The organism is Marinobacter sp. DY40_1A1, assembly GCF_016597815.1.
GTDB classification, from domain to species: domain Bacteria; phylum Pseudomonadota; class Gammaproteobacteria; order Pseudomonadales; family Oleiphilaceae; genus Marinobacter; species Marinobacter xiaoshiensis.
Map to the genome: position 1 here is coordinate 783508 of NZ_VCHA01000001.1, position 16018 is coordinate 799525.

Annotated in this window: 16 protein-coding genes; 9 read left to right on the plus strand and 7 right to left on the minus strand. The window is 53.0% G+C overall.

Going from position 1 to position 16018, the window contains the following annotated elements; translation table 11 throughout:
• Positions 1–131 precede the first annotated feature (131 nt).
• The 4 genes from FFI61_RS03605 to FFI61_RS03620 all read left to right on the plus strand — a co-directional run bounded on the left by FFI61_RS03605 (position 132) and on the right by FFI61_RS03620 (position 3969).
• The gene (locus tag FFI61_RS03605; protein WP_200369312.1) at positions 132–893 is read left to right on the plus strand and encodes a Crp/Fnr family transcriptional regulator; all 762 of its coding nucleotides are present in this window, start codon (positions 132–134) and stop codon (positions 891–893) included.
• A gap of 118 nt (positions 894–1011) precedes the next feature.
• The gene (locus FFI61_RS03610; RefSeq protein ID WP_227714575.1) at positions 1012–1233 is read left to right on the plus strand and encodes a heavy-metal-associated domain-containing protein; all 222 of its coding nucleotides are present in this window, start codon (positions 1012–1014) and stop codon (positions 1231–1233) included.
• Positions 1234–1291: 58 nt separating this feature from the next.
• Positions 1292–3262, plus strand: coding sequence for a heavy metal translocating P-type ATPase (locus tag FFI61_RS03615; RefSeq protein ID WP_200369313.1), 1971 nt, complete (start codon positions 1292–1294; stop codon positions 3260–3262).
• Positions 3263–3417: 155 nt separating this feature from the next.
• Entirely contained in the window at positions 3418–3969 is a 552-nt protein-coding gene (locus FFI61_RS03620) for a hemerythrin domain-containing protein (RefSeq protein ID WP_200369314.1), read from the plus strand.
• Here FFI61_RS03620 and FFI61_RS03625 read toward each other — a convergent pair.
• From FFI61_RS03625 to FFI61_RS03635, 3 genes are read right to left on the minus strand one after another with little or no spacing between them, the layout of a single operon-like run.
• Complete coding sequence (locus FFI61_RS03625) at positions 3941–4348, minus strand: hypothetical protein (RefSeq protein WP_200369315.1); 408 nt, start codon at positions 4346–4348, stop codon at positions 3941–3943. The two genes, FFI61_RS03620 and FFI61_RS03625, sit on opposite strands and share 29 nt — an antisense overlap.
• Before the next feature lie 28 nt (positions 4349–4376).
• On the minus strand, positions 4377–5747 hold the full coding sequence (locus FFI61_RS03630) for a hypothetical protein (RefSeq protein WP_200369316.1): 1371 nt from the start codon (positions 5745–5747) through the stop codon (positions 4377–4379).
• Between the two features lie 17 nt (positions 5748–5764).
• Entirely contained in the window at positions 5765–6640 is an 876-nt protein-coding gene (locus FFI61_RS03635) for a LysR substrate-binding domain-containing protein (protein WP_200369317.1), read from the minus strand.
• Positions 6641–6754: 114 nt separating this feature from the next.
• On the opposite strand from FFI61_RS03635, the gene FFI61_RS03640 reads away from it, so the two are divergent.
• A complete protein-coding gene (locus FFI61_RS03640; RefSeq protein WP_200369318.1) occupies positions 6755–7690 on the plus strand; it encodes a DMT family transporter in 936 nt (311 codons plus the stop codon).
• On the opposite strand, the gene FFI61_RS03645 is transcribed toward FFI61_RS03640, so the two are convergent.
• On the minus strand, positions 7687–8478 hold the full coding sequence (locus FFI61_RS03645) for a class I SAM-dependent methyltransferase (RefSeq protein WP_200369319.1): 792 nt from the start codon (positions 8476–8478) through the stop codon (positions 7687–7689). The two genes, FFI61_RS03640 and FFI61_RS03645, sit on opposite strands and share 4 nt — an antisense overlap.
• A 242-nt stretch (positions 8479–8720) precedes the next feature.
• Between FFI61_RS03645 and FFI61_RS03650 the strand changes: the two genes are divergently transcribed.
• Both FFI61_RS03650 and FFI61_RS03655 read left to right on the plus strand, forming a co-directional pair.
• The gene (locus tag FFI61_RS03650; RefSeq protein ID WP_310965861.1) at positions 8721–9875 is read left to right on the plus strand and encodes an MFS transporter; all 1155 of its coding nucleotides are present in this window, start codon (positions 8721–8723) and stop codon (positions 9873–9875) included.
• Between the two features lie 65 nt (positions 9876–9940).
• Positions 9941–10486 (plus strand): DUF5610 domain-containing protein, encoded by a 546-nt coding sequence (locus FFI61_RS03655; protein WP_200369321.1) that lies wholly within the window; start codon positions 9941–9943, stop codon positions 10484–10486.
• On the opposite strand, the gene FFI61_RS03660 is transcribed toward FFI61_RS03655, so the two are convergent.
• The 3 genes from FFI61_RS03660 to FFI61_RS03670 form a co-directional block, all read right to left on the minus strand.
• The gene (locus tag FFI61_RS03660; RefSeq protein ID WP_320159554.1) at positions 10483–11346 is read right to left on the minus strand and encodes a PA2778 family cysteine peptidase; all 864 of its coding nucleotides are present in this window, start codon (positions 11344–11346) and stop codon (positions 10483–10485) included. The two genes, FFI61_RS03655 and FFI61_RS03660, sit on opposite strands and share 4 nt — an antisense overlap.
• A gap of 50 nt (positions 11347–11396) precedes the next feature.
• Positions 11397–11798, minus strand: a complete 402-nt coding sequence (locus FFI61_RS03665) for a PA2779 family protein (RefSeq protein WP_200369323.1) — start codon at positions 11796–11798, stop codon at positions 11397–11399.
• 118 nt (positions 11799–11916) lie between these two features.
• Entirely contained in the window at positions 11917–12630 is a 714-nt protein-coding gene (locus tag FFI61_RS03670; RefSeq protein ID WP_200369324.1) for a succinate dehydrogenase iron-sulfur subunit, read from the minus strand.
• A gap of 258 nt (positions 12631–12888) precedes the next feature.
• Between FFI61_RS03670 and FFI61_RS03675 the strand changes: the two genes are divergently transcribed.
• Both FFI61_RS03675 and FFI61_RS03680 read left to right on the plus strand, forming a co-directional pair.
• A complete protein-coding gene (locus FFI61_RS03675) occupies positions 12889–14871 on the plus strand; it encodes a putative bifunctional diguanylate cyclase/phosphodiesterase (RefSeq protein ID WP_200369325.1) in 1983 nt (660 codons plus the stop codon).
• On the plus strand, positions 14871–16013 hold the full coding sequence (locus FFI61_RS03680) for an L-lactate dehydrogenase (RefSeq protein ID WP_200369326.1): 1143 nt from the start codon (positions 14871–14873) through the stop codon (positions 16011–16013). The genes FFI61_RS03675 and FFI61_RS03680 overlap by 1 nt, the downstream gene beginning before the upstream one ends.
• Positions 16014–16018: the final 5 nt, after the last annotated feature.

Consider the following 16018-nt stretch of genomic DNA (forward strand, 5'->3'; position numbering starts at 1 on the left):
GCGCAATAGTGCTGAAAATGAAGCCATTTTGGCAAATCAAGTTGGGACATTCGTATTTGGGTAGCCTTTGTAGAACCATGAGTTATGCTCATTTGGTGCATGCGGACTATTTAAAGAAGGGAATTGTTTAAATGAGACGTAAACGCTCAACGCCATTAGATGATGAGCACCGCAGCCCCGAGAATTGTTCGGCTGACCTCCGCGCCCGAATCCTGAGCAATGCGCCTTATTTCCGAGGGTTACCGGCGCAGGCAATTGAGGCGGTGAACAGCCTGTTTCGAAGTGTGGATTATCCCGTTGGTGCCGCTCTCTATCATGAAGGCGACTCGGCAGAGGCGCTTTTTCTGGTTGCTCACGGCAGGGTGAAGCTTCTTCAGCACAGCGCTTCCGGGAACGAGGTTGTGCTTGATCTGCTGGGGCAGGGTGATCCTTTTGGTGGGCTGGCGACGCTTGGCCAGCGCCGCTATCCACAAACAGCGGTGGCGCAGACCGCCTGCTGCGTGCTGACTATTACGACAGCAGACTTCCGGCATTTAATTCGCACCTATCCAGAAGTGGCCCTCAGTGCTCTCGACGGTGTTGCCCGTGATCTGGAGGCTGCACACGATGTGATTCGGTCGCTCAGCACGCTTCCGGTGGAGGCGCGTATCGCACAGGTCCTGATTGATCTTGCAGATCGGCTGGGGGAGGGCGATGAGTCTGGCATTCTGATTCAATCCCCACTCTCACAACAGGATCTTGCGGCTATGGTTGCTTCAACAGCGGCCACAGTAAGCCGTGTTATTTCCAACCTGCGCCGCCATGGTTACGTTGAAACCGGGAGGCAGTGGATACGAATACGCGATCGAGAAGCCCTTGTGCGTTTGTTTGAAGGGGCTGGCGAAGCCGGTTAATTGTTGAGATTTTCGTATAAATAACAATTATTTGGAGTAACTTGTTCCAGCACATGTAAATGCCTGCCTTAAACATTCATCCTGTATGCATCGAACGTAAACAGACAGGAGAATGACAATGAAAATGAAAATTATCCTACGTAGTGACGAACTGAACTGCCCACCCTGTGTGCCCAAGATAGAGAAAGCCCTGGCCCAGGTTGCAGGTGTAACCCGTGCCAAAGTGCACTTTTCCACTGGGCGTATCGAGGTTGAGTACGACCCTGAGCAGGTAAAAACCGACCAGTTGGTTTCTGCGGTGAATAAAGTGGGTTATGAGGCACGCGTTAGCGCATTTTAAGTTGAGGCCGGAGGCGGGTTATACGCCTGCCTCCGGCTCAATGATGAGGTAATGAATCATGGAATTTATCAAGAAGTTGTCTCAGTGGCGCCGCTTGTGGAATTCACCTGCGAGTCGGCGTGGCATGGTTGTGCTGGTGTCAGGTGTTGCAGGTGTTGGGGGCGTTGCCAGTAACTTCCTCGGCGGGTCTGCAGGCCTCACGAGCGCACTCTGGTTGTTTGCAGCAGCGGTTGCAGGTACAGAGATTGCGTTGCGGGCTTTTGCAGCCCTGCGCGCCCGCACGATCAGTATTGAACTGCTGGTAACTATCGCGGCTATCGGCGCGCTGTTTATCGGTGAGTACTGGGAGTCTGCCGCTGTAACCTTCCTGTTTGTGCTAGGGGGTTATCTGGAGGCGCGTACTCTGTCTCGCACCCGATCGGCGCTTAAGGATCTGTTGGCGCTGGCACCTACCGAAGTTACGGTGCTTCGTGATGGTGAAGAGTTCACTTTAGCGCCCCATGAGGTTGTAAAAGGCGATATGGTAATCGTTCGCCCCGGTGGGCGTTTGGGAGTGGATGGTGTCATCCTGAGCGGCCAGGCTGCCATAGATGAGAGCGCAATTACCGGCGAGCCGGTTCCTGCCCAGAAACAGAGTGGTGACACTGTGTTTGCCGGTACTGTAAGCCATGATGGCTATTTGCAGGTTCGTGCCGAAGGTGTGGGTGCGGATACTACTTTGGCGCGCATTATCCAGCGTGTTGAAGAGGCACAGGAAGCCAAGGCACCCACTCAGCGGATGATTGAGCGTTTTGCGAGTTGGTATACCCCGGCAATTATTGTGATGGCCATTGGTGCTTATCTGATCACAAAGGATGTTGCGCTTGCGCTGACTCTGCTTGTGATTGCTTGCCCGGGTGCGCTGGTTATCTCTACACCGATTTCTGTGATTGCAGGCATTGGCAGGGCGGCTTGCGGCGGAATTCTTATTAAAGGTGGCGAATACCTGGAGACTGCCGGCCGAATCCGCGCGGTTGCTTTCGACAAAACGGGAACACTGACGGAAGGGCGCCCGGAAGTACTCACAGCTACTCCCTTGGCTGGAATTCCAGCACTCCCAGGCATGGCAGGCGAAGATTCGCCTCGCACTCGGTTGTTGCAGTGGGCGGCGCTGGCAGAAAGCGGTTCTGAGCACCCATTAGGACGTGCTGTTGAGCGCGCATTGCCAGAGGGTTATGTAGGCCCGCGTGTAGATCAGTTTGAAACTGCGCCGGGTGGTGGTATCAGTGCCCAGTGGCAGAGCCAGAAAATAGAGATTGGCAGCCCGGTTTGGCTTGAGGAGCGGGTTAACGAATGGCCGGAAGCCGCACGCATAGCATTGGAGGAGATTCGTGAGCGTGGCGAAACGGTAGCAGCCGTGTCGGTTGATGGCGTGCTTGTTGGCTTGCTTGGATTCGCTGACAAGTTGCGCCCGGAAGCTGCCGCTGCATTGCAGCACCTGCGCGATATCGGTGTGAGGCGTTTGGTGATGCTAACCGGCGATCACCTCGCCAGTGCCCAGCGTATCGCTCGTGAAGTAGGGATTGATGAAGTTCAGGCAGGGCTTTTACCTGAGCAGAAACTTGAAGCAATCCAGGCAATACAGCGAGAAACCGGTGCAACTGCTATGGTTGGAGATGGAATTAACGATGCGCCTGCGCTGGCAACTGCAGATATTGGCATAGCCATGGGCGTTGCTGGAACGGACGTAGCGATTGAAAGTGCCGATATAGCACTGATGGCGGATGATTTAGGCAAGATAGGCGAAGCGATCGGGCTGGCGAGAGCCACCCTGAACAATATAAGGCAGAACGTAGTCATCGCACTGCTTACTGTGTTTGGCCTCTTGGCTGGAGTTTTCGCTAACGAGGTTCACATGGCAGGCGGTATGTTCATCCACCAGATCTCAGTGTTGGTGGTGGTCATCAACGGCATGCGCCTGATGAAGGCTCGCCCGGCGCGGAGGCAAAAGTCTGCTCCCGCAGTGGGGCAGGAGGTACGGTTAGCTTAGTATTCCGGTTGCCGGGGAGGGTAATGCCTTCTCCGGTTTTTTGTATTGCAAAGCTTCTGTCCTTGGCCTGTACTGGTAATCTGATAACTAACGATTCAATATGGTCTTAGAAAACATAGCTATAATACGAGCTACCATCATGAGGAGGTTTACATATGGCGACCCTTAACCAAATACGCCACGACCATGCCAACATGGCCCGGTTGCTACACGTACTCTTGCTCAGGCATGAATCCCTGACCCAGGGTGATCGCCCGGATTTTCATCTTATTAGAGAGGTTGTGGATTACATCCTCGAATACATGGAAAGCTTTGTTAAGCCTCTTGAAAGGCTATACAGCGAGCACCTGGTGGCTAAAAAGTTCAAAGAGGGTGAGGTAGGTCAAAGGCTCGCTGATGATTACCAAGCCTTGCGGGAGCGTCTGAACCTGCTCTCAGAAAACATCGACATGATTCTTCTGGATGCCGTAGTACCCATGGATCGCTTTGCCGATGATCTGAAGGCTTATCTTGATGCTCACCTTGCCTATCTGCGGGCCGAGCGTGAGCTACTATTCCCATTCTTCCGTGAAAAATTGTCTCAGGAAGAGCAAAAAAGCCTGCTCAAGATGTTGCCAGAAGGAGCGCAAGCTAACCTGGCACGTCTCAAAGAAGATTATCCTGAGCTGTACGAGGAGTTTAAAGAAGCCCCTTCCCCGTTTTCCTGATTGCCTCGATATCGAAATGGTGCGCTCTGGCCTTCATGGTTTCGACATGTACGTGTCGGGTGTTTAAATTGAGCTTCTCTGCGGCAGTAGAGAGGCTTTTTTGTATCAGTTCATAGGCTTCATCTTCATCTTCTGGCAATACTGATAGCATGAGTCCCATGATGGGTTCCCTGTGTACCCGACCTTCATACAGCTTTTTGAACTGGGAACCATCCTCTGCCCAGAAGCCAGTGAGAGTGTTTTCGTCAGTCGAACTGAGTAGTGTGGCCCCTCCGAATCGCTTGGACAGGAGACTGGAGATATATTCACCAGCAGCATTCATTTTGTCAGGCTCGACAGAGAACAGAACGAGAAAGCGTATGCGGATGTTGTCAGTCATCAATTAGTCACCTGATTTAGGTAAGAAACTATCGCTTTGCGATGTAAATATAAATAAAAATCACCATCAGCAGTAACGATGACAGGGCAATGGCACCGTTGGGTGGCATCCAGAGAAAAACATCCAACAACCCCGGAAAGTCATCTTTTGGAAGGCTTCTGGAAGCTGTGGTGAGAGAGATAAAAAGCTCCACTAAGGCCACGCCACCAATCCCGGCCAGTATCAGCTCTACGGTTTTGTCTACGCGAGATTTGCGGGCAGCTAGCAACCGGGCAATGCGCGAACGGATCAGGTCAGTTCGCTCCAGGGCGCTTTGAATCAGCCCATCAAGCTTCCATGCTGCACAGCTATCGTTCACTATCGCGGCTCTGTCACCCTGAACACCCACTCGCGCTTCGTTGAATTCGAGTCTTGAGAACTCGAGATGGTCAAGGCTTTGGGTAATATCCGCCATCAGGCGGTTCAATTCACCATTTCTTGTTCGTTGCGCGCCAAGCAGATCGGTTAGCTGTGAATAACTTGATTTCAGAATCCTGCTGTAGATTGCCAGTATGGCGTTGTAGTACTGGCATAGGGAAAGGCCTCGAAACCAGTCATCACGGCTGGCCTCTGCGTCTTCGCTAATGACAAGAACGTTGCCGGAACCAACGTGGTGCCGCTTTTGCCTGAGATCATCAATGGTGCCGGGAAAGGAGACCCGCTGGCGGAGAGTGTCCCCTGTGGGGCTGTCGAATTTTTCGGGCTTTATAATTATGCTGCGCCCAGTCCAAAGTACGTGGCTCTCCGGCGCTGTGGGTTCTTTGAAGTGTATGTCTTTGAACACAGTCAGTTTATTTGGGTTCCTGAGTAGCTGGTCAGGAGCTGATCTGCTCTTTCCGAAGCGGCGGTCGAATTCTTTACAGTAAGTTTGGAAAATTGGGTAGAGCAGCGTTTTGTGTATGTAGCCAGCCCCATCAGACAGTGTTTTATCGAGACTGCCTGAGGCTGTCAGTTCATCCAGGATGGCATCATCCACGCTGATGACTACGTCCAGCCTTAGAAGTGCCACAGTGTCGTCATACAAAAATAGCTGGCAGGTTTCGATCTCTCCTCGCCAGTCCTCAACGAGGCGTCTGAGGTTGCTGGAATGAGCAACGCAGTCTGTTGTATCGATGTTGTAGCAGTCGAAGGGCAGAAAGAATTTCGGAAGGCTGTCATGGGCCAGGGTTCCGTAGCCGTTAGCCCAAGGCCAGTCAATACGGCTCAAGGCCTCCGACGGGGGTAGCAGGTGCTGATTTGCTCCTTGCGAGGTATCTGGTAAATGTTCCGGAGTGCTGGCAGCTCGCTGTTCACTGTAGGCACTGATGGGAGAGCGAATTGGCGAGAGAGTCGCAATCCGTAAAGTAGTTATATTGTTCATTTTAAGCCTGACAGCGTTTAGTTGAGTGTTTGTTCATCGGTGGACAGGTGATTGCGTATGAGCTCGGCAAGCTGTTTTACCGGCTCTGAAGGCCGCCCCGGTGGCCTGTGCAGGGCGATATCTACAGACTGCAGGGGTGGCATGCCGTTTCGTTCATCCAGCACCCGCAGTTGTGGTGTTAGCATGTTGCGGGTTACCACAGCTACGGCAAGGCCTGCTGCGACAACGGGCATCAGGCCCGTCATGGATTGGCTGGAGTAAGCCATTCGCCAATCCCGGCCTGCACTGGCAAGAGCTTGCTCTGCAGCATCGCGGAACACATCTGCTCCGGGTGAGTATAACGCCAGAGGTATCGGGTCCAGCAAAGATGGCTGTGCTGTGGCACCGACGGCCCACATCAGCGGTTCCCGCCGTATAACCTCACCCCCTGGAGATCTGGCCTGCCTGGTGACGACCGCCAAATCCATGCTTCCTGCCTGCACCTGCTTTACCAACTCGACGCTTGATCTGCAGGTAACCTGCAATTGCACCGCGGGAAACTGCCGGTTGAAGTGGGACAATACCGACGTTAGAAGAAAGGCATAATCTTCTGGTATACCAAGGTTCACCTCGCCGGATATCTGCTGTTGCTGTACGTCGTCAAGCGCCTCATTATTTAGCTCCAGCATTTTGCGAGCGTAACCCACGAGTTTTTGTCCTTCCGGAGTAAACCTTATCCGCCGTCCGTCCTTCTCATGGAGCGGAACCCCAATAGCAGCCTCTAAACGGTTTAATTGCATACTGACAGTGGATTGGGTGTAGGCCAGTCGTTCTGCCGCCGCTGTTACTGTGCCGGTGTCTGCGATGGTCACCAGGGTCAGCAGCATGTTCAGATCCAGGATGCGATTTCTCAATCAATCAATTCCTGTGATGGGATGTATCAAAAAGCATCGTTTTTGTGATGTTATTGGATTGTATAGCATGTCAGTGTCGAATCAAATTCACTAACCTTGTAAGGAGTCACGACGGTGCATGCGATAATCAGTCCTTCACGCCCACTTTACGTCAGTATCATTGCCGCCCTTTTTGCCGTTGTGCTCTGGGCTGGCGCGCCCTTGTTAGTGGATCTGGCCAGTTCGGTTCCGCCTTTTCAGCTCACAACCATTGCTCTGCTTAGTGCAGCTGTTGTTGCGTTACCCGCGAGTATTCGCAAGCGCCGCAGGCGCAGTGATCGGGAACCGCAGGCGCAGCTAACGTTCAGGTGGAAGCTCGCAATCTATGGCTTGTTGCCTGCCCTGATACTGGGTGCAATAGGGGGCTACCTGACAGGCGTTGGTCTGGCACCGACAGCGGAGGCAGCGTTGATTACCTACACTTGGCCGATCATGTTCATTGTGATCAGTCAGTGGCTGTTTCATCGCCGGATACCGATTCCAGTGCTGTGTGGGGCGCTTATTGCTTTTTCCGGTGCTGCGATGTTGTTGTCACCGGGAGCAGGAACTGAAGGTTACACACAGTATGTGTTGGGATATGCCTTGGCGTTGATGGCGGCTTGCTGCTGGGCACTTTATTCCTGGATTTGCCAGGCCGCGCCGGTTGCGGTTGCGCCAATAATGCCCAGGTTGTTCTTGCTGGCAGCTGCTGGCGCAACCATTGCAGACATGCTCACCGGCACTGCTTTCGGGCTGCCCACCGGCCTGGCTCTTGTTGCTGGCATTGGTTTGGGCGTTGGGCCATACGGGCTCGCCATGCTGGCGTGGGATATAGCGCTTCGTAGTGGTCCGGCAGCGTTGGTTGGTAGCTTGGCTTATGGCGTGCCGGTATTGGCGGCAGCCTTTCTGGTGATTGCTGGGGTTGCAGCTCCGGACTGGCGTTTGCCGCTTGCAGCTGCGCTGGTTGTTGCGGGGTCATTTGTGGCGACAATGAAACCCCGCCAGGCGTATATTGCTGTCAGTCCAGATTAATTGGTATCCCAGGAAATAAACGCCCATTTGAAGCCGTCGCCTCCGCGCTTGGCGCGCTTCGAATCAGCCAGGTACCAAGCTTCTGCTCGTTGCTTTTCTGAATCGCTGAGTGTGCCAAGGGAAAGCTCGGCTTTGGTGACAAAATCCTCAACATTGGCGGTACCCGCCAGGCGCCCATTGGCCTCAATATAGTCCAGGCGGGGGTGCCGCCCCATCTGATACAGAATGTTCAGGATATAAATGTAGTCCGGAATGGATCGCACTTCTCTTCCCAAGGCTTCGATCAGCCCGCGATCTATAAAACTGCCGCCCACCAGGTTGGTCAGGCAGACTCTCTTGTTGGCAGTTCTATCAAGTTTTTGCAGCGCATCGGTCATGTCCATAACGGTGGTCGAGCGAGAAGCAACAACCAGATCACATTTTGGTGTTTCTTCCCAGCTGTCCTCCCAAGCGCGCTGAATTGTGCGAATGTTTGTAATGCCTTGCTTGCGCGCATTGCTCTCGAAGGCTTGCAGCATTCCAATGCTGTAGTCCATGCCAATAACCTGGTGCATTTTTGCAGCCAGCGCTAATCCGATAGCGCCTGTGCCGCACCCCATATCCAGCACGGTGCTGCAGTCACTGGTATTGGTTAGCTCTATAAATGCCTGGGTGTAATGGCTGTCGCTTGGCCGCTTCTGCATCTCTAGAGCCCGTGCGTCCCAGGCACTGGCAGGTTTTTCCTTGCCGCCAGCCAGTGCCATCTGGTCGCGATAAAGTTGTCCGAAATCGATACCGGTTAATAACATAGAGCCGTTCCTGAAATTTAGTGCCTTGAATAACAAACCTGCTGACCACTCAGTTTCCCGGCCTATTCTATAGTATTGCCGGGGAGCCATGAGGCCGCTCTGAAATGCAGATGCAAACGTAATAGAATACGGTCGGTGGATTTCCCTGTTCTACTGTCCGGTGATGTATTAACAGACCAACGCTCAAAACTATTCTGAGAGGGCCGGCTGATGATGCCGGCCAAAACTTCATGGTGGTTTGTGTGTCACTCACATTCTGCTTTGTTGTGTACTCAATGCTGCTAGTGACGGTTCCGGTATATAGCCTGGAACTGGGCGCCTCTCCTTTAATGCTGGGCGTTATTCTCAGTTCTCAGTATCTGCTGCCTTTTTTATTGGCCATTCCTTTGGGAGGATTGGTTACGCGCCATGGCGGAAGGGTAACCCTGGTGATTGGCGCATTTGTGATGGTTGCAGGCTTGCTACTGATGCAGGCAGTGCCGGGTTACTATGGGCTAATAGGTGGTCAGCTATTAATCGGGCTGGCGCATTTGCAGATGGTATTGTCTGCCCAAACTATTATTTCCTCCCTGGCCACTGGGCCAAAACTTGAAGGCTATTTCGGCTGGTATTCCACGTGGCTGTCTGGTGGGCAGGTGGTTGGGCCTTTAATCGCCGGGGGCTGGATTCAGTGGGCTGGAGGTGTGGGCAATCTGTTTTTGGTGATGGCCGGGATTGCTTTGCTCGGGGGGCTATCAGGCCTCGCACTCACGGGTGATGCCACTCGGGGCGTGCGGGTTACTCGCAAACTGACTGGTTTTCGCGCACAAGCTTCGCTGGCTCGGAGCAATACTGGCGTTCAAGTATCAATCGCCATTACCTTGGCTGGTATGTTTACCCTGGGCGTATTCGGCAGTTATCTGCCGGTGTACCTTGATAGCCTGGAAATGAGCGCGGTGATGATTGGCATACTGGTAAGTATCAGGGCAGGGGTTTCTATGGTGATCCGACCGTTCATACCAAGGATTATCTTTGCCGTAGGAGGTCGAGGCAGGGCCACCACGCTGGCCCTTGGTGTTATCACTGTAGGGTTAGCAGGTTTAGGTTTCGCCACCAGTGCACCCTCCATTGCTGTTTTGGCGGTCCTTGTGGGGTTAGGTGGAGGCCTCACACAGCCGCTTTCGATGGTGGTTCTGGCCGAAAGTGTTGGTTCAGAGCAGCGATCTGGTGCCCTGGGTATGCGCTTGATGGTGAACAGGGCCGTTCATTTTGCAGCGCCACTGCTGTTTGGGGCGGTGCTGGGTATAAGTGGCTTTGCTTTGTCGTTTGGACTCTCAGGGCTATTGGTTGCTTTGGTTGCTGTCTGTCTGGTGCGGTTGCAGGCACGAGAGTCAGTTGACGATAATATAACCAATTGATCTTAATGTTTTCGCAGTGCCTGCCGTTAGCCATTACACATAAGCCCTTGCAGGAGGTTAAGGTTATGGTAGCGCCAATCATTGGTCGCGGGCCGGATGTGACCGGTCGAGTGAACACGAGCCCCACCGAAGCCAGGCCAGCAAATCGTGTAGCCGCCGAGGCTCGAATCGAAAAGCAGGCAACTATTCGTACACCTGCAGATGCTATTAATGTGATGCGGGCACGTATGGAGCAGCGGCTTCAGGAAGCCATGGGCGGCCAGAACAAAGCCGTGTCCGGGGCGGACAAGTACGCAGCACAGGCGCAGCCACCTACCGCTTCGGATGTTGCCAGTGTGATCCTCGGATTTGTCCAGAACCGACTGCAAGCAGAAGCAGACGGTGGTGCAGATTTGGAGAAGCTTACAGATTTGATGTCCCAGGCCCGCGCGGGTATCGAGAAAGGTTATGCTGAAGCACGAGAACAGATAGTCGCTTTGGGTATGATGAACGACACCCTGGGTGCGGAAATCGATGAAGGCTTCAATCTTATTCAGGACGGCTTGCTGAATTTGGAAAAGCTGTTTTTGGGCAAAGAGCCTGGCGCGGATAATTCCACCGAGACTGGTTAATCGGCACTCGGTTTTTTTGCAAGTCCCTTCGTTTCCTGGGCTTTGTTCAGCATGGCAGAAGACTCTACTTCTCTGCCTTGTTTGGACAAGGCTTCAGCCAGATTATTCCAGCCAGCACTAATATCAGGAAATTGTTCGGTCATGGCGCGGTAGTATTTTTCCGCTTCTGACCAATGGCCTTGCTGGTAGGCCAGATTACCCAAACCAAGCAAGGCTGCAGGTTGATCGGGCCAGGTTTTGGCGGCGGTGCTGTAGGCAAGTTTTGCAGCGTTTGTTTGCTGGGTCGTTTCCAGATCGTGGGCTGCCATCAGGAATTCCAACGGCTCCGCCGTCGCAGGCAACCGATCTGGCGGCAGCATTACCCGTGCCCATCGCTCCGAGCGATCCCAGGTTGCCATAAAAGCGCTGGCGGGCAGGCGGTAATTCTCTTCTGTTCCGGAATGCAGTATCAGCACTTCCTTTTTGCTGTCGTAGCCAATTACCACGGCAAAGTGCCATTGCGGCCACCATCCAAAACGAAGGTTCTGCAAAACCAGAACCGGGTGCCCAGCTTCAACTTCCTTTAGCACAACGTCCAATTCCGGCTTCAGCGGATAAACCAGCATGCCGTATTGGCGAGCCGCTGCCACCATCTCGACCTGCAACGCGCCTTTGCGCTCAGGCAGGTAGACTTTGCTTACCAATTCATCGGGCGTTGCCTGCACATCCTGGGCGTTGAGCATCATCGCAAGAGAAGCAGGGCCACACTGATACAGCTCTTGAGGATGAAAGGGTACGTTGGTAAGCGTGGCTTTTTCGTAGGCATCGGGCCATCTTGGTTGGCTGGCGCAGCCTGAGAGGATAACCCCCAGGAGCGCCACCAATAGTAGCCGGGCCGAATGTGGCCGGAAAGTATGCATGGAGGTGATGTTTAGCGAATGCAGTTAATAAACGGGAAGATATCCGTTGCACACAGCATGTCTGTAATAATGAAAACCAGCAGGAACAGTACGATTATTCCTACAACTCCTTCACCAGTCGGTGCTTCGGCAAGCTGCTGTTTAAAGTCTGCAAGCTCAGAGGGGGTGAGGCTTTGAATTCTCTCTCGTACTTCCTGTTCGCCCACGCCCATGCTGGCAAGCGCGCCTTTTACGTCTTCGCGCTCCAGCATGCTCATCAGAGCTTCTCGGTCGATATCAGCCCTTTGTTCAGTCAAGAGTTCGCCGGTACCAACAATGTTGGCAGAGGCAGGAATTGCCCACATAGAGCTCAGTATCATTACCAACGCCATAATGGCGGAAACGGACTGGGTGTAGGATCTTATGGCTTGCATCAGGCTGCTCCTGCTAGTTGTTGCTTTGGATATTGATTCTGGATCAGTCAGAGCATAAGTGTAAGCATTTGCGCGCCATTTGCCGTTAAAACCAGATTAACATGCATTAACTTCCGGTTTAGATTTGGTGACGAACAAGCATTGTCTTGATCCGGCCAATTTGCTTCATGGGGTTGAGCCCCTTCGGGCAATAAGCTGTGCAGTTACCAATTCCCCTGCAGCGAAATACGCTGAACGGGTCCTCCAGCTTTGCCAGGCGCTCAGTCGTTGCTGTGTCTCGCGAATCCAGTAAAAACCGGTGGGCTTGTAGCAACCCCGCTGGTCCCACGTATTTTTCCGGGTTCCACCACCAGGAGGGGCAGGCGGATGAGCAGCAGGCGCACAGAATGCATTCGTACAAACCATCCAGTTTTGCACGATCTTCCGGGCTTTGGAGTCGCTCGATCGCGGGTCGCGGTTGGTCGTTTATTAACCAGGGCTGAATGCTTTTGTATTGTTTGAAAAACAGGGATTGGTCTACCACCAAATCACGGATAACTGGCATGCCGGGGAGTGGCCGGATGACCAGTTTGGACGACTTGCCAAGAACATCGGCCACCCGGGTAATGCAGCCAAGCCCATTGCGGCCATTAATGTTAAGGCCATCCGAGCCGCACACACCCTCACGGCAGGAGCGGCGGAAAGAAAGCGTGGGATCGACCGTTTTCAGGTACTCAAGAACGTCCAGTACCATGCGGTTGCGGTAACTGGCATCCACTTCCACATCCTGCACATAGGGCGTGTTGTCAGTTTCCGGGTTGTAGCGATAGAGTTGGACGGTGATAGTTTCCATTGCGTTATCCCTCGTTGCCTCGCTGAAGCGCGAAGGGCCAACTGCCGGTTAAGCGCGCTCCAAGTGATGTTAACGTCCAAAGTTCTAGCAGAGGCAGGTAGCTTTCACCTACGGATATATCAATTTGTACGACTCGGGAATGATCCAGCGCATTGCGGTTGTCTATGTTATTCATTTTAGTGGTGATGATGAAAAGAATGGCCGCAATTTAGTCTATGCTTAGGGCAGTTCCTATCAAACAAGTTTGGGCTCTTGATCATGTCTGAAGCAGACGCTGCCGTTTTCGAAATTTTCCCATGGAACCGGAATTTTGAAACGGGCATTGAAACAATTGATGAGCAGCACAAGGTGCTTGTTGAAATAGTTAACAGGCTTGCCTGGCATTTCGCATCCAGCAACTCCGAGCTTGAAGTTAGCCATGTTCTCGATGAGTTGCTTTCTTATGCCGCTTACCATTTCAAGGCTGAGGAGGAAATCTGGAAAGCTACTCTCGGTGAGCAGGAAATGGTGCAAAACCACCACGATGGCCATCAACTGTTCTTCGTTCAGATCCAGATGTTTCGCTCCAGTGATGAGCCAGGGGAGAAAGTCATGAGCGATTTGTTCTCCTACCTGACCCGATGGCTGGCATTTCATATTCTGGAGTCTGATCGCCGAATGGCTCTCACCATCAAAGCGGTGGAGCGAGGTGTTCCTTTATCAGAAGCCAAAAATGAAGTTGATAGCGAACTGAGCGGTGCGGTGTCTGTGATGGTTTCGGCCTTGTTGGAAATCTACGAAAAGCTGGCTGCCAGTGCCATGCAATTGATGCGTGAAAAAATGGCGCGGCTCAGAGCTGAGGATGAACTCGCTCGCTTGCATCACGACAACCTTAATTCCGCACTCGAGAAACAAGCGTCAGAGCATGCAGAGCAGTTGCAGTTTCTCGCGTATTCGGATCCTGTTACAGGGCTGATGAATCGTAATGGAATACTCCGGGAGATCCGGCATGTTATGCAGCAGGAACATCTGCCGGCAGAATCCTTCGCTGTGATCTCTATTGATCTGGATAATTTTCACAAAGTGAACGCCCGCTTTGGCGAAGAATCTGCCGACCGACTGCTTGGCTTGCTGGCCCGGCGCTGGAAGGATGCAATTGGCAAAGCTGGGAAACTCGCGCGGATCAGTGGAGACGAATTTGTTGTGCTTTTGGCCGATAGCGGAAAAGTAGAAGCCCAGCTAAAGGCATTGAGACTAACAGCAGAGCAGCCGTTCATGCTTGATGGTGGCAGTGTGAGCATGGCATTCACCGCTGGTGTTGTCCGATTTCCCCATCACGGCGCGGATGATGGGGATACGCTTTTGCGGCAGGCTGACCACACGCTGTTTCGCGCCAAACAGGAACAAAAAGGTGAGTGGCTGTTTCTGGATGCCGACGCACAGCGCCAGTCAGTTGAGCGCCAGCGGCTTTTGGCGGACATTCGTGCCGGGCTTGCAGGCGATCAGTTCAGGTTGCTCTATCAACCCAAGGTCTGTCTTAGAACTGGCGGAGTAATAGGTGTTGAGGCGCTGATTCGGTGGGAGCACCCGGAAAAAGGTACCTTGAGCCCAATGCAATTTTTGCCAGCATTGGAGTATCACCCACTGATGATCAGCATAGGTGAGTGGGTTATTAGCCAGGCGCTCAGGCAAATGACGGTTTGGGATAGTGAAGGCTTGGCTTTGGATGTGGGTGTGAATATTGCTGCGGTACATCTCCAGCACCCGGATTTTGCAACCAGGTTGGCCGGGGCGCTGGCCAGATACCCACATGTTGCGCCGCAAAGACTGGATCTGGAAATACTTGAAACAGCTGCTCTTGGTGAGCTTGATAAGGCAGGCAGTATTATTCGGGAATGCGAAAGCCTTGGGGTAACCTTTTCATTGGACGATTTTGGTACCGGCTACTCTTCACTTTCGTACCTCAAAAAGCTACCTGTCAGAACCCTGAAAATAGACCAGGGCTTTGTAAGCAGTGCATTGTTGAATGGTGACGATAGAGCAATCCTCAAAGGCATAATTGGCCTTTCTCATGCGTTCGACAAAAAGTTGGTGGCGGAGGGGGTAGAAACCATGGAACACGGGAAGCTTCTGATTCGCCTTGGTTGCTATCATGCTCAGGGCTACGCCATTGCCAGACCCATGAAACCAGAGAAAATAGCAGCCTGGAAAAAACAGTGGCGGCCTTATCCTGAATGGTCTGCCGGAGAATACGTAAAATAATGATTACGCCTGCAAATACAATGGATAACCGCAAGATCGCGGAAGCGCGACTGCCGCGAATGATGTTCGATTACTTTGACGGTGGTGCCTTTTCGGAGCAGACCCTCAGGGAAAATGCGGGGGATTTCCAAAAGCTGCACTTCCGCCAACGAGTCATGCGGGACGTGTCTGCTGCCTCTGCTGCTACACGAATACTGGGCCAGGATACCTCTTTACCACTGGCTCTTGCGCCAGTTGGTCTGGCCGGCATGCTCGCCCGCAGGGGAGAGGTTCAGGTAGCACGGGCAGCGAAGAAAGCTGGCGTGCCCTTTTGCCTCAGCACCGTGTCCATTTGTTCGCTGGAAGAGGTTGCCGCGGCAGCCACTGCGGCTAACTGGTTTCAACTGTATGTTTTGAAGGACAGGGGCTACTCGGAAGCCTTGCTTGATCGTGCACACAAAGCCGGATACTCAACTCTGGTGTTTACAGTGGATCTTCCCAAACTTGGCGTACGTTATAGAGATATACGTAACGGCATGAATGGCGGCCTCTCGTCTTGGGGCAAGATACAAAAGCTGTCTGATTTGCTTTCCCATCCCCTATGGCTTTGGGATGTTGCCATCAAGGGCAAACCTCTAACGTTTGGCAACCTGTCTGATGCCGTGCCCTCGGGCCGCAATCCTGAAGATTTCAAAGCATGGGTAGACCAGCAGTTTGATGCGTCGGTTACCTGGAAGGATCTCGAATGGGTACGCCAGCACTGGTCGGGCAAACTGGTTATCAAAGGGATTATGGATCCTGACGATGCCCGTTCGGCGGTAGATGTTGGTGCCGATGGCATTGTTGTTTCCAACCATGGTGGGAGACAACTGGATGGTGCGCCGTCAACCATCTCGGCGCTGCCCGCCATCGTAGAAGCCGTGTCCGGAAAAACCGAGATTCTGTTTGATGGCGGTATACAGTCTGGTCAGGATGTTGTGCGGGCGCTTTGCCTTGGCGCGAACGCTTGCCTGGTGGGGCGTGCATGGGCTTATGCACTGGCAGCCGGCGGTGAGGCGGCAGTCGTACGAATGCTGGACAACTTCCGCTATGAGGTTGAGTTGACTCTTGCACTGCTGGGCAAAACTTCGGTAGAACAGTTAAACCCGGATGATATTGTTTGAGCGAC